Raw genomic sequence first — 18,843 nt, forward strand, 5'->3', positions numbered from 1 at the left:
CTTTCATTAAATCGCTTCTAATCAGCAATCTCCGAAGCAAAAAACACGGGCCGATTGCTTGTTTGTATCCATCAAATACGCTAAATTCGTTCATGACCAATAATCGACGCAGTTTCATCAAACAGGCGGCCGTACTTACCGGCGCCTTTTCGGCTACAAGCTTGTTTAACCAGGCGCATGCCGCCGACTGGACATCAGCATTAAACAAGGTAAGCCGTTTAACGCCGCAAGAGGTAGCGCAGGACGAGGACTTTTGGGGCGTTATTCAGCGGTCGTACTCGGTAAGCGCCAATATCATCAACCTGAACAATGGTGGTGTGTCGCCCTCACCAATTGTGGTACAGCAGGCTGTAGAGCGCTACAACCAGCTTACCAACGAAGGCCCGTCGTACTTTATGTGGCGCATCCTTGACCAGGGACGCGAGCCATTGCGCGAAAAACTTGCCTTGCTGGCCGGTACGCTGCCCGATGAAATTGCCGTAAACCGTAACGCTACCGAGGCGTTAAATACCATCATCTTTGGCCTGCCCTTAAAAAGCGGCGATGAAGTGATTGGGGCAAGGTTAGATTATCCACACATGGTACAGGCTTATCGCCAGCGTGCACTGCGCGAAGGCATAGTTTACAAACAACTCACTTTCGACTTCCCGATTGAGAATGACGAGCAGATTGTAAAAGCCTACCAGGACGCCATTACCTCCAAAACAAAACTGATACACGTTACACATATAGTAAACTATGTAGGCCAAATTATGCCAGTGCGTAAAATTTGCGATATGGCGCATACCCGGGGTATCGAGGTAATTGTAGACGGGGCCCATTCTTTCGGGCTGCTCGACTTCAAGATTCCCGATTTAAATTGCGATTACTTTGGCACCAGTCTGCATAAATTCCTGTCGGCACCTATAGGTAGCGGCATGATGTGGATTAAAAAAGAAAAGATAAGTAAAGTAATGCCGCTTTTGTGCGATGATAACCCGCAGGGGCCTGATATCCGCAAGTTTGAAAACCTGGGCACCCGTAGCTTCCCGATAGAGCAGGGGATAGGCGAGGCCATCAACTTTCAGTTGGCTATTGGCAGCAAACGTAAGGAGGATCGCATCCGTTATCTTAAAAATTACTGGGCTGCCAAAGTACAGCACCTGCCCAAAGTAAAGCTGCATACCTCGCTAAAACCCGAATACTCCTGCGCTATCTGCGGCATATCTATTGATGGCATGACTCCCGCGCAACTGGATGCCGCGTTGTTTAACCAGTATAAAATTCACCAGGTATCTATCGTATTTGAAAACGTAAGCTGTGTGCGCATAACCCCGCATGTATACACCACCCTTGCCGACCTTGATAAGCTGGTAAAAGCAATTACAGAAATAGCCGGTAAGGCCACCTGATATTAGGTTAATCATGATAGTCCTAAGTCGAAAGTTTTAAGTTCTGAAAGGCTGCCTGAAATTAAAAATCAGGCCGTGGTTGCGAGTGACTACCAGCCCTGGCCGAAAAAAACAGTAATGACGTGTTGGCTTATACATATAATGGGCCTGTCACCCTGAGCCTGTCGAAGGGTCGCGCGTAAAGGCTTTTGCCCACTATGCTTCGACGGGGCTCAGCATGACAGCCCTCTTTTAATATTGATTCTACATAGTATCTTTAAATAGTATTACTCACTTAACAATAACATTTGTCTTGGTGCCGAAAAGGCGGTATAAAAAAACTGCTTAACATTTGGTGTAGAAACTGTAACATTTGTGGCATTAAAAAAAAGGGCAATCACATAGTTTTACGCCATAAACCGTAATTCCAGGTTGCCAATAATTTAAATGTATCAAATGCCGGTTCCTAATGTGATGCGCGAAACTACGTCCCTGAATATGGGCGATTGTTTTTCGATATTTTCGAAAGTAAAGGAGAAGTTTGATTTTCCTTTACATTACCACAACGAATATGAGTTAAACCTGATCATAAATGCCAAAGGCGCCAAACGCATTATTGGCGATAGTATAGAAACTATTGACGATATCGAGCTGGTGTTTATCGGCCCAAACGTTTACCATGGCTGGTTTACCGGCGAGTGTACCAGCGAGGCCATTAATGAGGTTACCATTCAGTTTCATACTGATTTATTTGATGAAAAGTTTTTGCAACGTAACCAGTTGCATTTTATCAAAACTATGTTTGAAAATTCGCGGCGGGGCCTGGTTTTCTCCTATGAAACCACCCGCGATATCACCCGGCGTATACTAAACCTTAGCAATAAGGATGGCTTTAACTCGGTGTTGGAGCTGCTTGCCATACTGCATACCCTATCTACATCCAAAAACAGGAGGATGCTATCTGATCCTGGCTTTTCGGACGAAAAATTCAGGTATACCAACGGGCGTGTTGATAAGGTTTTTGATTATATGAAAACCAATTTCGACAAGCGTTTAACACTTGCCGAAGTAGCCACGGTTGCCAACATGCCCGAGGCCTCGTTTTGCCGGTTCCTGAAAAAAAATACCGGCAAATCGTTTATTGAAAGCCTTAACGATATCAGGCTGGGCAATGCATCCCGTATGCTCATAAACACCACGCACTCTATTGCCGAAATTGCCTATCAATGCGGCTTCAATAATATTTCAAACTTCAACCGGATTTTTAAGCGCAATAAGCTATGTGTCCCTAAAGAATTCAGGAAGGCATACACGCTTGATGCCAGGGTAAGTTAATACCATTTTAATAATTAAATATATTGATGTTAATATAACACTTATTACGTAATTTTATAAATCCTATAAACCGGATTATTAAACCCCGCAATCGATTGTTGGTAATTGCTAAATAATGAGTTTTAAAGTTTATATAACATTTATATTTCTTGTTTTTACCCATCAGTGGCTATCTGGCCAAAGTCGCTTATATAAATTTTCGCGGTTAGATATTACCGATGGCTTATCTGATAATCACGTCAATTGTATTTTTAAAGACGAAAAAGGGTTCATGTGGTTTGGCACAAACTCGGGCCTGAGTAGGTATGACGGGTTTAAATTTAAGGTTTTTAAGCACGAGGCCGATAATCCTAATTCGCTAAGTGAAAGCTTTGTTTCGCGCATCAGCGAGGGGCCTGATAAAAAGCTGTGGATATTTACGCACAGCAACATCAGTATTTATGACCCCGCGACCGAGAACTTTGCTGTTAACGTTGCCGATGAACTTCGGCGGTATAAAATTATAACCAGTGATGTAACGCTCATTCGAAAGGATAAAGACGGCGGTTTTTGGTTTATCACTAAAAATAAAGGCGTGTACAGGTATAACCCAACAGACGGTTCCACGTCGTTTTACTGCACATCGTCCTTTTCAAAAACCATTTTACATTCAGATGCCATAATGGATGTGGCAGCCACAAAAAATAATGCTGTTTGGTTAATTTATAGCGATGGTATTATCGATTTGTTGGATACCCGGTTAAATAAAATCATCAAACGTTTTGATGGCCTGGCCAGGGCCAATTTAAATAAGCAGGAATTGTACACGCTTGCAGTTGATAATAAAAGTAACCTGTGGATTTATTCGGCCGCGGGGCCTTTTGGCACCTACTGTTTTAATACCCAAAACTATTCGCTATTACACTTTAGTAAAGATACGCCCGATGGCCGGCTAAACTCCAATATTGTGAATACCATAATACAGGGTGATGATAACAAAATATGGATAGGTACCGATCATGGCGGCATCAACGTGCTCGATCCGGTAACCCATAAAGTAACCTACCTGGTAAATAAGGAGGATGATCCTCAATCCATCAGCGGTAACAGTGTTTTTTTATACAGGGACGATGCAGGTATTGTTTGGGCGGGCACTTTTAAGCAGGGCATAAGTTATTACCACAGTGCCATCATTCAATTTCCGGTTTACAGGCATTTATTAACAGATAAAAACAGCCTGCCCTATGAGGATATTAATGCTTTTGCCGAAGACCGGAACAGTAATTTATGGATAGGGACAAATGGCGGCGGTCTTATTAATTTTAACCCTGAAACCAAAAAGTATACCCAATTCAAGCACGATGCGTCTAATCCTAATAGTTTATCAATCGATATTATCATAAGCTTATACGTTGACCATGAAAATAAACTTTGGATAGGCACCTATTTTGGTGGGCTGGATTGTTTTGACGGTAAAAAGTTTACCCATTATCGCCACAGCGATAAAGATAAAACTACCATTACCGACGACCGGGTTTATACCATAATTGAAGATGCTGCCCGGAATTTATGGGTAGGAACCTTTGCAGGCGGATTGAATGTGCTTGACCGTAAAAGCAATACTTTCCGCCATCCCGAGTATAAAATGGTATCTGACTACACAGCTTTTTTTTACCGGGACAGGCAGCAAAATATTTGGATAGGCCGCGATAAAGGCGTTGATGTGATAGAGCGCAAAACAAACCTGGTGCGGCATTACTACTATCAGCCTAAAAATCCAAACAGCCTTGCCGGCAGCGATGTAAATATAATAACCCAGGATAGCCGCGGATTAATGTGGATTGGCACAAAAAGCGGCTTAAGCATACTTAACACCCAAACCAATACATTTTTAAATGTAGATAAGGGCGTGGGCTGGCCGGTAAATAATGTATCGAACATTTTAGAAGATAACCAGGGCAGGATGTGGGTAAGCACCACTAACGGCCTTTCAAACATCAGTTTAACACCCGCAGGCGGGCAATATAAATTCCAGGTTGATAATTACAATGAAGCTGATGGCTTACAGGGGCGGGATTTTAACTTATATGCCGCTATAAAACTACGAAACGGGCAAATGGCATTTGGTGGGGCGCATGGATTTAATTTATTTGACCCTGCAGTAATAAACACCCTTAAACCCAATCCCAAATTGGTATTTACCGATTTTAGGCTATTTAATAAAAGTGTGGTCGCCGGCGATTCGGTAAAAGGACGGGTTGTGCTGGATAAGGCTATATCAGAAACAGAGTGGATAACTCTGAATCATAATGAAAATGTATTTGATATAGAGTTTGCTGCCAACGAATATTTTTATCCCAATAAAATAAGTTACCAGTATACCCTTGAAGGCTTTGATAAAGGCTGGATCACTTTCCCGGCCAACAGCCATAGTGTTACCTATACCAATCTTGATGGCGGCGATTATACTTTTAAAGTGAGGGAATTAAATACCGGTAAAGAGATCTCGCTTAAAATTACCGTTCAGCCCCCGTTTTGGAAAACGCCTTTGGCCTACATTGCTTATATGCTGCTTGCACTTGGGCTGTTATTTTACATCAGGCACCGCGGTATAACCAAACTGGAACGGCAATTTGAATTTAAACAGGCAGAGATAGAGGCTGAAAGAAAACTTGCCGGCCAGCGCGAAGAAGCGCAGCGCATGCACCAGCTTGATTTAATGAAGATTAAATTCTTCGTTAATATCAGTCACGAGTTTCGCACGCCGTTGTCATTAATCCTGTCACCAATTGATGATCTTATCAAGGTATCTGACAATCCCGATCAGCAACATCATTTAACCATGATTAAGCGCAACAGCAAGCGCTTACTTAACCTGGTTAACCAGTTGATAGATTTCAGAAAAATGGAGCATAACGAATTGAAGCTTAGCTTAAACAAGGGCGATATTATTCAATTTATAAAAGAAGTTTCGTCGTCATTTACCGATGTAGCCCATCAAAAAAAGATTCAATACCTGTTTGAAAGCGAGCTGCACTCATTTACCACCAAATTTGACCAGGATAAAATAGAAAGGATATTGTTTAACCTGCTGTCAAACGCGTTTAAGTTTACGCCCACAGGAGGCAGCATCAGCGTAATTTTAAATACGCCGCAGGTTGCTAATTTGCCGGCTGATAAAAGAATGCTCGAAATCAGGGTAATTGATACAGGTATCGGGATCTCGAAAGAAAACCAGGAGATGATTTTTGAACGGTTTTTCCAGGATAACATCCCCGAAAGCCTGTTAAACCAGGGGAGCGGAATTGGTTTGTCAATTACAAAAGAGTTTATTAAAATACATGGAGGAACTATCAGGCTGGAAAGCGAACCCGAATATGGCAGTTGTTTTATTGTAAGTATACCATTTGAAGGTAAAACCGAGAAACTGACGCTTGCACCGGCAATACATGAAAATAATACGCTGCCGACTTTAAAAAACACCGAAGGCATACAGGGCTCAAACAAAAAACCAACGGTTTTATTAATTGAGGACGATGATGATATGCGTTTTTACCTGAAAGAGAACCTGAAAGATCATTTCCACATTATTGAGGCCGTAAATGGTAAAGAAGGCTGGCAAAAAGCGCTTGCCTTGCACCCCAAATTAATAGTGAGCGATGTAACCATGCCCGAAATGAATGGTTTTGAATTGTCGCGAAAGCTAAAGGGAGATAGCCGTACATCACATATCCCCGTTATATTGCTAACCGCTATGGCCGGCGAAGATGACCAGTTGGTGGGCTTGGAATGCGGGGCTAACGATTATATTGTTAAGCCATTTAATTCGGGCATATTGCTATCCAAAATCAACAATTTATTGCTGATGCAGCAAACGTTTAAGGAAACCTATCAAAAACAGGTTGATATTCAATCGCAGGATGTGGTGGTGGTGTCGGAAGACGAAAAATTCCTGAAAAACGCGCTCGATTTTATTGAGCAGAATATCACCAAGCCCAATTTCTCGGTAGAAGAGCTGGCCAGGCACCTGGCGCTGAGCAGGGTATCCCTTTACCGTAAATTATTAAACCTTACCGGTAAAACGCCGGTTGATTGTATCCGCACCATCCGTTTGCAACGGGCAGTACAGTTGCTGGAGAAAAGCAAGCTAAGTATTGCCAATGTGGCTTATGAAGTGGGCTTTAACAATGCCGCTTATTTTGCAAAGGTGTTTAAAGAAGAGTTTGGCATGCTGCCGTCTGAATACATTGCCGAGCTGAAGAATAAGGAGCATGAAGATATTTTAGCGTAGCAATAGCACGATTGATACCGGTAATTGATAAAATTGTTAATTTGCGCACCATGAGGATATTTAAAACCCTGTTGCTGATAACATTATTTTTTAGCTTTTTGCTGGCAGCCCATGCGCAAACAAAGGCTGTAAATAACCCGGTTGTTAAAGGCTATTATGCCGATCCTACTATAATTAAAGATAAAGGGCTTTATTATATCTATGCCACCATTGATCCCTGGGGAGGCAACGAGTTGGGGGTATTGGTAACCAAAGATTTTGTGACCTTTAAAACAGAACATATTAACTGGCCAACAAAACAAGCCTGTACAAGCCCAACCTCCAATAATTCCATGGTATGGGCGCCATCCATCCGCAAGGCAGCCAATGGCAAGTATTACCTGTACGTAGCAGTTGGCAGCGAGTTGTGGGTAGGGGTAAGCAGCCACCCGCTTGGCCCGTGGAAAAATGCGAAAGCCGATAATACACCTCTTGTTGCAGGCAATAAATACCCGGGTGTTCATAACATCGATCCCGATTGCTTTATTGACCAGGATGGGCAGGCCTATTTATATTGGGGTTCGGGCTTTAAATGGGTAAATGGCCATTGTATGGCAGTAAAGCTTAAAAAAGATATGGTCACTTTTGATGGCGAACCAAAGGATATTACACCGCCCCATTATTTTGAAGCCCCGCATATGGTTAAGCGTGGCGGTTTGTATTACCTGATGTATTCATACGGTAAAGCCATCGACGCTACCTACCAGGTACGCTATTCGGTAAGTAAAACACCCTTTGGGCCATGGACAGAAGGTGAGTACGACCCTATCCTGGCCACCACGCCCGATAGTACCACAGTGGGGCCTGGCCATCACACTGTTTTTCAGCAAAACGGTCAATACTATATTTTATACCACCGCATTCATCCCCAAAATAAAGAATATGTATTGCGCGAGCTTTGTTTAGATAGCCTGAACTTTGATAAGCAAGGCAATATTCTGAAAATTAAGCCATCGGCGTTGAACCGTTTTTAAAGTGCGTTATTGGTTAAGTCGAAACTCTTGAGTTATTAGTCTTAAGTCGCATTTTGGTTGTTTTTTATTTTCGGCTAAGAAACTATCTAAAGACGAAAATTATTCATTGCCGTTGACTTTAGCCAACGGTAACAGAAAACATCATTGCGGCTTTAGCCCAATTATTCAAGCGGGACTTTGGCTAAAGCCTCTCGTCTTTTGGTCATTATTCCGTTGACTAAAGTCAACGGCAATGATAATGTGATACATAAATAATATAAACTAAATATAGGAGCGTCTTAGAACTTCAGACTTTCGACTCCAGGCTAAAACCCCTGGCCTTCCCCGGAAATTTACACTTATCTCCCAATCTATTTTAACGCTGTTTTGCCTCAAAACACAGCTATAACACCTGTATCAAAAGTTGTATCGGTTTAATGCTTATGGTATTTTTTTGACCATTAATACTCAGTATTCTGTTTATCTAATTGATAATCATTGCTTTAAATGTGTGTAACATTTGTTGTATCAATTTAAACATAAGTAGTACAATCGATTGAGTGTGTTGCATAGTTTTGGTATCAAGGTTCGGTGAAATTTTGCCGACATGAAAAAAGCTGAACCGCTTCGATCGCAAACCAATTTTCAAAATCTAATAATTAATGTATGAGAGGAAAACTACACATCAAAAAGTTTGTGGCTTTAATCTGGATCAACTTAGCACTTATGCTGGTAAGTATGTCTGGATATGCACAAAGCAAAATTACCGGTAAGGTAACCGGAGCCGATGACGGGCTGCCAATACCGGGCGTTACCGTTAAAGTAAAAGGCGGCACTGCCGTAACGAGTACCAATACCGAAGGTACTTATTCAATTACAGCAGGCAGCAATGCTACATTAATATTCAGCTTTATTGGCTACACCAGCCAGGAAGCGTTAGTTGGCGGTAATGCAACAGTAAACGTAAAATTATCTCCCGAAAATAAAGCACTTAATGAGGTAGTTGTTGTGGGTTACGGTAGTGCCAAACGCAGTGATGTTACCGGCGCAATTAGTTCTGTAAACGCTGCAACCATTGCAAAAGTACCCGTTACATCGTTAGACCAGGCTTTGCAAGGCCGTGCTGCCGGTGTACAGGTTACCAATAATGATGCTTCGCCGGGTAGTAACATTACCGTTTTAATACGTGGTACAGGTAGCCTGGCCAGTGGCGGTAACACACCGTTATATGTGGTAGACGGTTATCCTATAAATGCAGGTGGTATCAATAACATTAACCCAAGCGATATTGCATCTATAGATGTACTGAAAGATGCTTCGGCAACCGCTATTTACGGTGTTAGGGCTGCTAATGGCGTGGTTATGGTAACCACCAAAAAAGGTAAAAAAGATGGCGGCGCGCAGGTTGAGTTTAACGCTTACAACGCGTTCCAGAGCAAACCTAAGCAGTACGATTTGTTAAACGCGCAGCAGTTTGCCACCCTGGCCAATGATGTAGCAGCAAATGATCCTAACAAACACTTTACAACTTTAGCCAACTGGGCCAGCCCATCGTCGTTAACCAATGCCGATTGGCAAAATGCCATTTACCGTAACGGTTTAACCCAAAACTATGATTTGGCTATCCGTGGTGGTAACGAAAAAGTACAATCATCAACATCTATCGGTTATTATGATCAAAAAGGGATTGTACTGGGCTCTTACTTTAAAAGGATCACTGTAGGTACAAATTTAGATTATCAGCCAAAAAAATGGCTTAAATCTGCAACCAGTGCCAAATACTCTTACCAAAATTTAAATAACCCATTCGGTACCGGTAATTTAGGTAATATCAACCAGTTGCCACCAACACTTGATGGCGGTAATAAATTAACCAGCCAGATAAAAGACGCTAATGGTAATTACGGTTTTTTTAACCCTATTTACACTTATGTGGCCAAAAATAACAACCCAATCTACTCAATCGAGACCAATAAGTATAAAAATATAAACAACTACTTTTTGGTTAACTCATCATTAGAAGCCACTATTTTTGACGGCCTTAAATTTAAAACCAACGGCGGTATCACTTATACTGGCTACAACGGTTCTTACTTCCAGCCTTCAGATAGCCGTAAAATTGATCAGTATGGCGCTGCTGCAGGTGCATCGGGTACAGCTTTATATTCGCAGCATATCAACAGCACGTTCGACTGGTTGTGGGAAAATTACCTGTCATACGATAAAACGTTCGGTTCACATACCATCAATTTTGTAGCAGGTGTATCTGAACAGGAAAGCGATTACAACAGTTTAGGTGGTAGTGTTACGCCGCCAAACAACACTATTAAAAGCTTAAGCCAGGGTACCAACCTTATATTGGATGCTAATACCAACGGCGTTGTTAATAACGGCGAAGTAAAACGTTCTTACGCTTCGCAATTTGCAAGGTTGGCATACAATTACGGAAGCAAGTATTATTTAACAGGTACGGTTAGAAGAGATGGTTCATCGCAGTTTGCACCAGGCCATCAGTATGGTACTTTTTATTCAGGTGCTGTAAACTGGAATGTTAAAAAGGAATCTTTTCTTACAAACGTTAACTGGCTTTCGGGTTTAAAATTCAGAGGAAGCTATGGCGAGTTGGGTAACCAGCATGGCATCGGCGACTTTACCTACCAATCGTTATATTCTGCAGGCGCTTCTGCAACCGCCAGTGGTAACCTTGGTTATGCATTTGGTAAAGTAGGTGGCTCAAACGGAACTTACCAGGCAGGTGTGGCTTCAATCCAGCCAGAAAATGATAACATCAGGTGGGAAACTGACTACGTGACCGATATCGGTATGGACGCGTCGTTTTTAAATGGCGAATTGAGCCTTACTGTTGATTATTTTAACAGAAGATCAAAAGATTTCCTGTTAAACATTGCAGCATCACCACAAACAGGTTATACATCTTTACCTTCAAACGTAGGTTCGATGGTAAATAAAGGCTGGGAGTTTGCATTAAACTATAACCATGCGGTAAACAGCGATTTGCATATCGATTTAGGTTTAACCCTGTCGTTCATTAAAAACAAGCTTACCAGTTTATATTCAGGTACCAATGCCATTTCAAACTTTGGCGGTCTTGGATTAACAGGTGATGGCTGGACAGAATTTACCCGTACTTACATTGGCCAGCCGGTTGGCGAGTTTTACGGTTATAAAGCAATTGGTATTATCCAAAGCCAGGCCCAGTTAAATGCTTTAAATACAGCAGCACAGGCTAAAGGCAACGATTTTTATTATAAAGCAACTACAGGTGTAGGCGATAGGTTATATGCCGATGTTGATGGCAGCGGTAAAGTAACTGCTGATGACAGGGTAGCCCTGGGCAGCCCGCAGCCTAAGTTTTTTGGCGGGTTTAACCTTGGCGGTTCGTACAAAGCATGGGATTTTAACGCTTACTTCTACGGAGTTTACGGCAACAAGATCCTGAACTACCAGGAAAGTAACCTGGAAAGCTTTGCGCAAAGAGGATCGGTAAGTATCGAAAACGTGAGCACACAGTATTACAATAACTACTGGACTCCTTCACGTCCGTCAAACCGTTATGCTGCAGTACATTATGATGATACCGATTATGGTAACTTGTTACCATCAAGCGCCTGGGTTGAAAACGGTAGTTTCCTGAAACTGAAAACCGTTACTGTTGGATACTCATTACCACAGGATTTAGTAAAGAAACTTACCTTATCAAAAATCAGGGTATATGTTTCGTCTCAAAACCTGTTCACTATTACCAAATACACAGGTCTTGATCCCGAAATTGGTGCTCAAAACGCCAACCCAACCCAAAACGGAGTTGACAATGGTACTTATCCATCATCAAGGTTTTACACTATCGGCTTAAACGTAGTATTCTAACCAAGGACAAAAAAATTAATGATATGAAAATCAATAAAAAATATTTCACTATAGCGGCCTTGTGTGGGGCTATGCTGATCCCGCTCAGCTGTAAAAAGAATTTCTTAACACAAACCAATACTACAGCATCAAACGCCGATGCAACCTTCGAAAAATCGCAGGATGTAGTAGCGTTGGTAAACAGTATTTATGATGGTTATCAAAACAGCGATTTGCTGAAAAAATCAATCTGGTACTATGCCAATTTTACAACTCATGATTGGTTTAATGATGGTGGTGATATTGCCTGGAACAACTATACCATCAGTCCGACTTTTGGCGCATTGTATACCTTTTGGCAAAATGCTTATTTTGACATCATCAGGGCAAACTCTGCATTAGAGATCATTGCTACTGCAAAAACAAAAGGTGTAGTTACCGCCGAATTGGGTAACCGCTTATTAGGCGAAGCCTACTTTTTACGGGGCATGAGCTATTATTACCTGGCAGGTAGCTTTGGCGGCGTACCGTTGGAGTTAAAGGCATCAACCAATGGTTTAACACCGAGAAACACACAAGCCGAAGTATTTGCACAGGTTGTAGCCGATATGAAACAGGCTGAAACCCTGCTACAATCAAAAACGGTATTGCCTGCGACTGAAAAGGGCAGGGCCACCAAAGGTGCGGCTTATGCTTATGAAGGTTCGGCGCAAATGTGGTTAGGTAAATATGCTGAAGCTTTGGCCGCGTTTAACAATACTGAATTGACAGCCAATTACCATTTATTGCCAAAATTTATTGATGTACATGAATTTAGCAATCAAAATAACGACGAGTCGTTATTTGAAATTCAGTTTGATATCCAGGGCTCACAAAGCTGGGATGGCGGCTGGCAAAATGGTGGCGAAGTTGCCTGGATTGATGACTTTAGCTGGCCACATGAATTAAGCGGTTTTGGTTACGATTATGGTAACCCAGGATTAGAATACTCATACCAAACAGGTGATTTACGTAAAAATGCAACCATTATTGGTCCCGGCGATCAAAACATCAGCCCAGGCATTATTGCCAAGTGGGGTGGTATAAAAGGCTACCAGGTGGTTATTGACGGTTTCAAAAACGGAACAAAAGATAACTCGGCTCAAAAATATGGCTCATTTGTTGGCGATGATGGCAACATCATTAATACCTGCGGTGCCATCAGGCAGCCATGGTATGGCGATGACCTTACCCGCTCTGGCTTCTATTGCGCAAAAAAATGGCGCGATCCAAACCTTACCGGCGCCAATGGCTCATCAACCATATTTGGTTCGCAAAACCAAATCCTGATGCGTTATGCCGAAGTTTTGTTGTCAAGAGCAGAGTGTAAAGTGCGTACCGGCGATATTCCTGGAGCCATGGCCGACTTGAAATTGGTTAGAGACAGGGCTTTTGGCGGCTCGGCCCCTGCCGTTATGCAGGATGGGCTTACTTATGATGGTAAAGCAACTACGCCTATTACCGACCCGTTGCAGATGGTATTAAGTGAGTACAGGCACGAATTGACCGGCGAGTATTCCTTATTTTACTTATTGCGCAGAGCTGGCCCGGGTGTAGCTGCTGCCTTCATCCAAAAAAACTACGGTACCGATGCTACAGTAACCCCGCAGCCTTATCCTTACGGCCCAACTGCCGATGGAAAACTGCATGGAGTTTGGCGCACATCGTTACCTGCAAACCACGATATATTGCCTATACCGCAAACCGCTATAGGGCTTAACCCTAACCTGAAACAAAACCCAGGTTATTAATAAGGGTTATGATGAATGAACTGAGTTTAGTTATATAATTGGTTACTTGCTTTGGCTTTCTCCTTCGGGAGAAAGCCTTTTTAAATTCGGCCCAACCCAAACCCTCCCCGGTAGGGAGGGCTTTTAAAAGGAGTGAAGTTAAGTCTTCCTGTAAACGGCTTAGAGTTTAAAAAAAATAGATTTTAAAAGTCTCCCCTACCGGGGGAGATTTAGAGGGGGCCGGGCTCGCTGTCATGAAAAAAACACTAATAGTAACAAGCATATTAATTACACTACTGGTAGTTATCTACTTCCAGTTTAGGGGTAATAATGCCTATGCCGATCCCCGCGGCCCTTTATACGCCGGTTCAAAAGCCTGTGCTAAATGTCATGGTAAGCTTTATGACTCATACTTGCATACTGCACATTATATAGCGTCAATCCCTGCATCGGCAAATACGGTACACGGCAGCTTTGCAGCAGGCTTTAACGTCTTTAACATCAGCCAAAATCAAAAAATATTGATGGAGAAACGCGATAGCGGCTTATACCAAACCCTTTACCAGGATGGCAAGGTTAAGCAAAGTAACCGTTTTGATATTGTTTTTGGCGGGGTAAAAGGCGAAAGCTATTTATACTGGCAAAACAACCAGCTTTACCAGCTGCCATTATCTTATTATAATAAACAGGAGCAATGGTCAACCAGTCCTGGTTATCAGTTTAATTTTGTCAACTTCAGGTCGATAGGGAAGCGTTGCCTGGAATGTCATGTTTCTTATGTTGATGAGCTGCTGCAGCAAAACCAGCAGTTAAGCCGCGATGAGCAATTTGATAAAAGCACCATGGTATATGGAATTGATTGCGAACGCTGCCATGGCCCCGGTGCACAACACGTGGATTTTCAGGCTAACAATCCCGGTGTTAAAACGGCAAAATTTATAGCCCGCTACGCCAATTTAAGCAGGGAGCAAAGGATGGATATGTGCGCGGTATGCCACTCGGGCATCCATACGGCATTGTTAAAAACCACATTTGGCTTTATGCCCGGCGATACCTTTGCCAAATATAAACTTCCCGAATTTCAGCGCACGTTGGATACCAGCCATTTAGATGTGCATGGCAAACAGTTGCAGCTATTACAAAGCAGCAAGTGCTACATAAACAGTACCATGGATTGCGCAACCTGCCACGATACGCACCAGAATACGCGCGGCAACGATATTTTATATACCCAAAAATGCCTCAGTTGCCACAACAAGCCCAGTCATGTTTATTGCAAAATGACAGATAAGTTAAACGCCGGTGTGCTTAAAGATAAATGCATCAGCTGCCACATGCCCGAATTAACTACCAATGTAATATCTGTGCAAACCGCCGATAAGGCGCCGCCTGTAAGGTTTTTTGTGCATACCCATCATATAGCCATATATCCGCAGGAGGTTAAAAAGATATTGGCATTTGTTAACAAATAATTGAATATCCCCATCATATGAATAAGATCCATTTCCCGGTGCTGCTTTTATTGTCGATATGCTTGTTTTCCTGCAAAAAGCATACGTTGTTTCAGCAAATTTCTTCGTCGCATTCGGGCATTCATTTTAATAACCAGATTATCGAAACCGATACCATTAACCCCATCGACCTCACCAATATTTACAACGGTGGCGGCGTTGGCGTAGGCGATTTTAATAACGATGGTTTGCAGGACCTGTACTTTACCGGCAACCTGGTATCAAACCGGCTTTATCTGAATAAAGGCGATTTTAAATTCGAGGACATTACCGATGTAGCCGGCGTAAGCGGTATGGGCCGCTGGGGCAGGGGCGTTGCCGTTGTTGATATCAATAACGATGGCCTGATGGATATTTACGTTTGTAATACCATCTATCCCGATTCGCTGCGCCGTAAAAATATTTTATACATTAACCAGGGGCTTGATAAGGATGGCATCCCTCATTTTAAGGATGAGGCAAAAGCCTACGGCCTGGAGCTTACCAAACAATCAACCATGGCCAGCTTTTTTGATTACGATAACGATGGCGATCTGGATATGTACCTCACGGTTAATACTGCGTCATCGGCCTATTACCCCAACGTTTTTGGCAAAGCCACCCGTACCAGTAACAGCAGTACCGGGCAATTGTACCGTAACGATTGGGACGAAAAGCTGCACCATGCCGTCTTTCATAATGTATCGGCACAGGCCGGCATCAATTTAGATGGCTTTGGCCATGCAGCCACTACGGTTGATATTAACGGCGACGGATGGAAAGATATTTATGTATCTGACGATTTTGTATCCAGCAATATCCTGTACATCAATAACCACGACGGCACGTTTACAGATCGCTCCAAAGAGTATTTTAAACATACATCCTACAACGCCATGGGGCAGGATATTGTGGATATTAACAACGATGGCCTGGCAGATGTGATAGAGCTGGACATGAACCCGGAGGACAACTATCGTAAAAAAATGATCCTGGGAGCCAACAGCTACCAAATCTTCCAGCTTTTTGATATGTTTAAAACGCAGTACCAATACGTACGCAATACATTGCAGGTTAACCAGGGGCCGCGTTTGGGGCAAAACGGAGCCATTGGCAGCCCGGCATTCAGCGAAGTAGGTTTCATGAGCGGCCTGTCTCAAACCGACTGGAGCTGGACACCCCTGGTAACAGATTTTAACAACGATGGCTTCCGCGATGTAATTGTAACCAACGGTTTCCCCAAGGATGTATCCGACCGTGATTTTATGACCTACCGCAGCCAGGCCTACGCAGCCGTGCCGAAGAAAAAAGTACTGGAGCAAATTCCCCAGATCAAGATTCCTAACTATGCTTTTCAAAACAATGGCGATCTTACTTTTCATGATGTAAGCAAAAGCTGGGGACTGAACATACCATCGTTTTCAAATGGTGCAGTTTACGTCGACCTGGATAATGATGGCACTATGGATATGGTGGTAAACAATATCAACGATGAAGCATCGGTATACCGCAACACCTCGCGGGATGATAAAACGAAATCAGACAGCAGCCATTACCTGCAGATAGACTTTAAAGGCGACAAAAATAATATCAACGGACTGGGTGCACTGGCCGAAATTTTTTATGACAAAGGTAAGCACCAGGTTTATGAACACGACCCTTACCGGGGATACCTGTCATCAGTGCAAGCCATAGCTCATTTTGGTTTAGGGACTATTAGCAAGGTAGATTCGTTAGTTATAAAATGGCCGGGTGGCAAAAAACAAGTATTACGCGATGTAAAGACTGATCAAAAGATCACCGTAAACATAGCCGATGCCAAGGATAATTATTTATCCACGCTGCCTAAGTTTTATACCAAATCGCTGTTTAAAGAGGTTACAGACTCTCTTGGAATAGGTTATGTAAGCAAGGATGCCACCTTTATCGACTTTAATATTCAAAAACTGTTACCCCATAAACTATCAGAATACTGCCCGGCTTTGGCCGTTGGTGATGTAGATAATAACGGGTTAGACGATGTGGTGATTGGCGGCAACTCCAACTTTCCGGCGCTGGTGTTTTTGCAACAGGCCAATGGTAAATTCATCCAGCGCGACCTGGTTAAAAATAATCCGGCACAAAGCCAGGGTAAATACAAAGATGGCGGCTTGCTTTTGTTTGATGCCAATGGCGATGGCAAGCTGGATTTATACGCAGCAGGCGCCGGGTACGAAACGGCGGCCAACAGCCCCGAATACCAGGACAGGCTTTATTTAAACGACGGAAAGGGCAATTTTACCTTAGCTACCGATGCTTTGCCCACAAACTTTACCAGCAAACTGTGTGTGCGCGCCTGCGATTATAATAAAGATGGCAAACTTGACCTGTTTGTATCAGGCAGGGTTGAGCCCTGGAAATACCCACAGCCCGTATCAAGCATTATTTTAAGAAACGACAGCCACGATGGGCACATTAAATTTACCGATGTTACTGCGCAGGTTGCCCCAGCATTAAAAAATGCGGGCCTCATCTGCGATGCCTTATTTACCGACTTTGACAACGATGGCTGGCCCGACCTGATCATGGCCGGCGAATGGATGCCCATTACTTTCCTGAAAAATGACCATGGTAAATTTGTGAACATCACCGCTAAATCGGGCGTTGCCGACAAATTGGGCATGTGGAACACGATAACGGGCGGCGATTTCAGGCATATCGGTCGCACGGATTACATTGTGGGCAACCTTGGCCAAAACAGCCTGCTGCAGGCCAGCGACCAATATCCGATTTACATCACCGCAAAAAACTTTGACGGCAGCGGATACAGCACCATCCCATCCGTGTTTTTCCCGGATGTAAATGGCGAAAAGAAAGAGTTTCCGTTGCACGGGAGGGAAGATCAGCTGAAACAGATGATCAGCCTGAAAAAGAAGTATACCAACTACAAATCATTTGCCACCGCCACCCTACAGGATATGCTAACGCCCGAGCAGCTAAACGGTGCTTTAAGGCTTAAAGCCAACCTGCTTAAATCATGTTATCTGCGCAACGATGGAGGCGGCAAATTTACCCTGATACCTTTACCTATCCAGGCCCAGGTATCCATACTCAACGGCATGCAAACCGGCGATTTTGACGGCGATGGCAACCTGGATGTAGTGATGAATGGAAACGATTATGGCAGCGATGCATCCATAGGGCGCTACGATGCCCTGAATGGTTTGATGTTGAAAGGCGATGGCAAAGGCGGTTTCAAACCGATGAGTATTTTGCAAAGCGGTATTTACATTCCCGGCAACGGCAAAGCCTTGGTGCAGTTACGCGATAAAAGCAACCACATTCTGCTGGCTGCCAGTCAAAACAGGGATAGCCTGAAAGTTTTTAAACAAAATACAAAGGTTAAAACCATGGCGGTACAGGAGCGTGATGCCTATGCCATTATTAAATATAACGATGGCCGGGTAACTAAGCAGGAGTTTTACTACGGCAGCTCCTTCCTGTCGCAGTCTGCCAGGTTTATACAGGTTGATGATGGGATGAAGAGTGTGGTTGTTTTTGATGATAGAGGGAATAAGAGGGTAGTGAAATAGCGGGGAAATTGTTTGCTGTAAAGAATTTTAAAGTGAAGAAGGAATAAAAGAGAGCAGGGGGATGTGCGATTCCTTCCTTGGGGAAGGGGAGGTAGGGGTTAAATCAGGCGTTCAAATAACCTTTGTGCCGGTCGCTCGAATAAACCCCTCCCTACCTTTGCCCGCATTTCCATCGCGC

The 18,843-nt window shown here is 43.2% G+C and carries 8 protein-coding genes; all 8 read left to right on the forward strand.

Features of this window, described 5'->3' with window-relative positions:
• Positions 1–92 precede the first annotated feature (92 nt).
• Positions 93–1,391 carry an aminotransferase class V-fold PLP-dependent enzyme gene (locus BMX56_RS27340; RefSeq protein ID WP_090652895.1) on the forward strand — a complete coding sequence of 433 codons (1,299 nt, stop codon included), beginning with the start codon at positions 93–95 and terminating at the stop codon, positions 1,389–1,391.
• Between the two features lie 435 nt (positions 1,392–1,826).
• Positions 1,827–2,705 (forward strand): AraC family transcriptional regulator, encoded by an 879-nt coding sequence (locus BMX56_RS27345; RefSeq protein WP_090652896.1) that lies wholly within the window; start codon positions 1,827–1,829, stop codon positions 2,703–2,705.
• Positions 2,706–2,820: 115 nt separating this feature from the next.
• Positions 2,821–6,975, forward strand: a complete 4,155-nt coding sequence (locus BMX56_RS27350; RefSeq protein WP_090652897.1) for a hybrid sensor histidine kinase/response regulator transcription factor — start codon at positions 2,821–2,823, stop codon at positions 6,973–6,975.
• A 50-nt stretch (positions 6,976–7,025) separates the two neighbouring features.
• On the forward strand, positions 7,026–7,988 hold the full coding sequence (locus BMX56_RS27355) for a family 43 glycosylhydrolase (protein WP_090652930.1): 963 nt from the start codon (positions 7,026–7,028) through the stop codon (positions 7,986–7,988).
• A gap of 645 nt (positions 7,989–8,633) precedes the next feature.
• Positions 8,634–11,855, forward strand: coding sequence for a SusC/RagA family TonB-linked outer membrane protein (locus BMX56_RS27360; RefSeq protein ID WP_090652898.1), 3,222 nt, complete (start codon positions 8,634–8,636; stop codon positions 11,853–11,855).
• A gap of 23 nt (positions 11,856–11,878) precedes the next feature.
• A complete protein-coding gene (locus tag BMX56_RS27365; protein ID WP_090652899.1) occupies positions 11,879–13,624 on the forward strand; it encodes a RagB/SusD family nutrient uptake outer membrane protein in 1,746 nt (581 codons plus the stop codon).
• Positions 13,625–13,857: 233 nt separating this feature from the next.
• Positions 13,858–15,075, forward strand: coding sequence for a multiheme c-type cytochrome (locus BMX56_RS27370; RefSeq protein ID WP_090652900.1), 1,218 nt, complete (start codon positions 13,858–13,860; stop codon positions 15,073–15,075).
• A gap of 17 nt (positions 15,076–15,092) precedes the next feature.
• A complete protein-coding gene (locus tag BMX56_RS27375; protein ID WP_090652901.1) occupies positions 15,093–18,665 on the forward strand; it encodes a VCBS repeat-containing protein in 3,573 nt (1,190 codons plus the stop codon).
• Positions 18,666–18,843: the final 178 nt, after the last annotated feature.

The sequence above is a fragment of the Mucilaginibacter sp. OK283 genome (assembly GCF_900110415.1).
GTDB lineage: Bacteria > Bacteroidota > Bacteroidia > Sphingobacteriales > Sphingobacteriaceae > Mucilaginibacter.

What these genes read in the sequence shown, in the direction of transcription:
- BMX56_RS27370 (WP_090652900.1), top strand. Translation starts at nt 13,858, where the DNA reads ATGAAAAAAACACTAATAGTAACAAGCATATTAATTACACTACTGGTA.
- BMX56_RS27365 (WP_090652899.1), top strand. Translation starts at nt 11,879, where the DNA reads ATGAAAATCAATAAAAAATATTTCACTATAGCGGCCTTGTGTGGGGCT.
- BMX56_RS27360 (WP_090652898.1), top strand. Translation starts at nt 8,634, where the DNA reads ATGAGAGGAAAACTACACATCAAAAAGTTTGTGGCTTTAATCTGGATC.
- BMX56_RS27345 (WP_090652896.1), top strand. Translation starts at nt 1,827, where the DNA reads ATGCCGGTTCCTAATGTGATGCGCGAAACTACGTCCCTGAATATGGGC.
- BMX56_RS27375 (WP_090652901.1), top strand. Translation starts at nt 15,093, where the DNA reads ATGAATAAGATCCATTTCCCGGTGCTGCTTTTATTGTCGATATGCTTG.
- BMX56_RS27355 (WP_090652930.1), top strand. Translation starts at nt 7,026, where the DNA reads ATGAGGATATTTAAAACCCTGTTGCTGATAACATTATTTTTTAGCTTT.
- BMX56_RS27350 (WP_090652897.1), top strand. Translation starts at nt 2,821, where the DNA reads ATGAGTTTTAAAGTTTATATAACATTTATATTTCTTGTTTTTACCCAT.
- BMX56_RS27340 (WP_090652895.1), top strand. Translation starts at nt 93, where the DNA reads ATGACCAATAATCGACGCAGTTTCATCAAACAGGCGGCCGTACTTACC.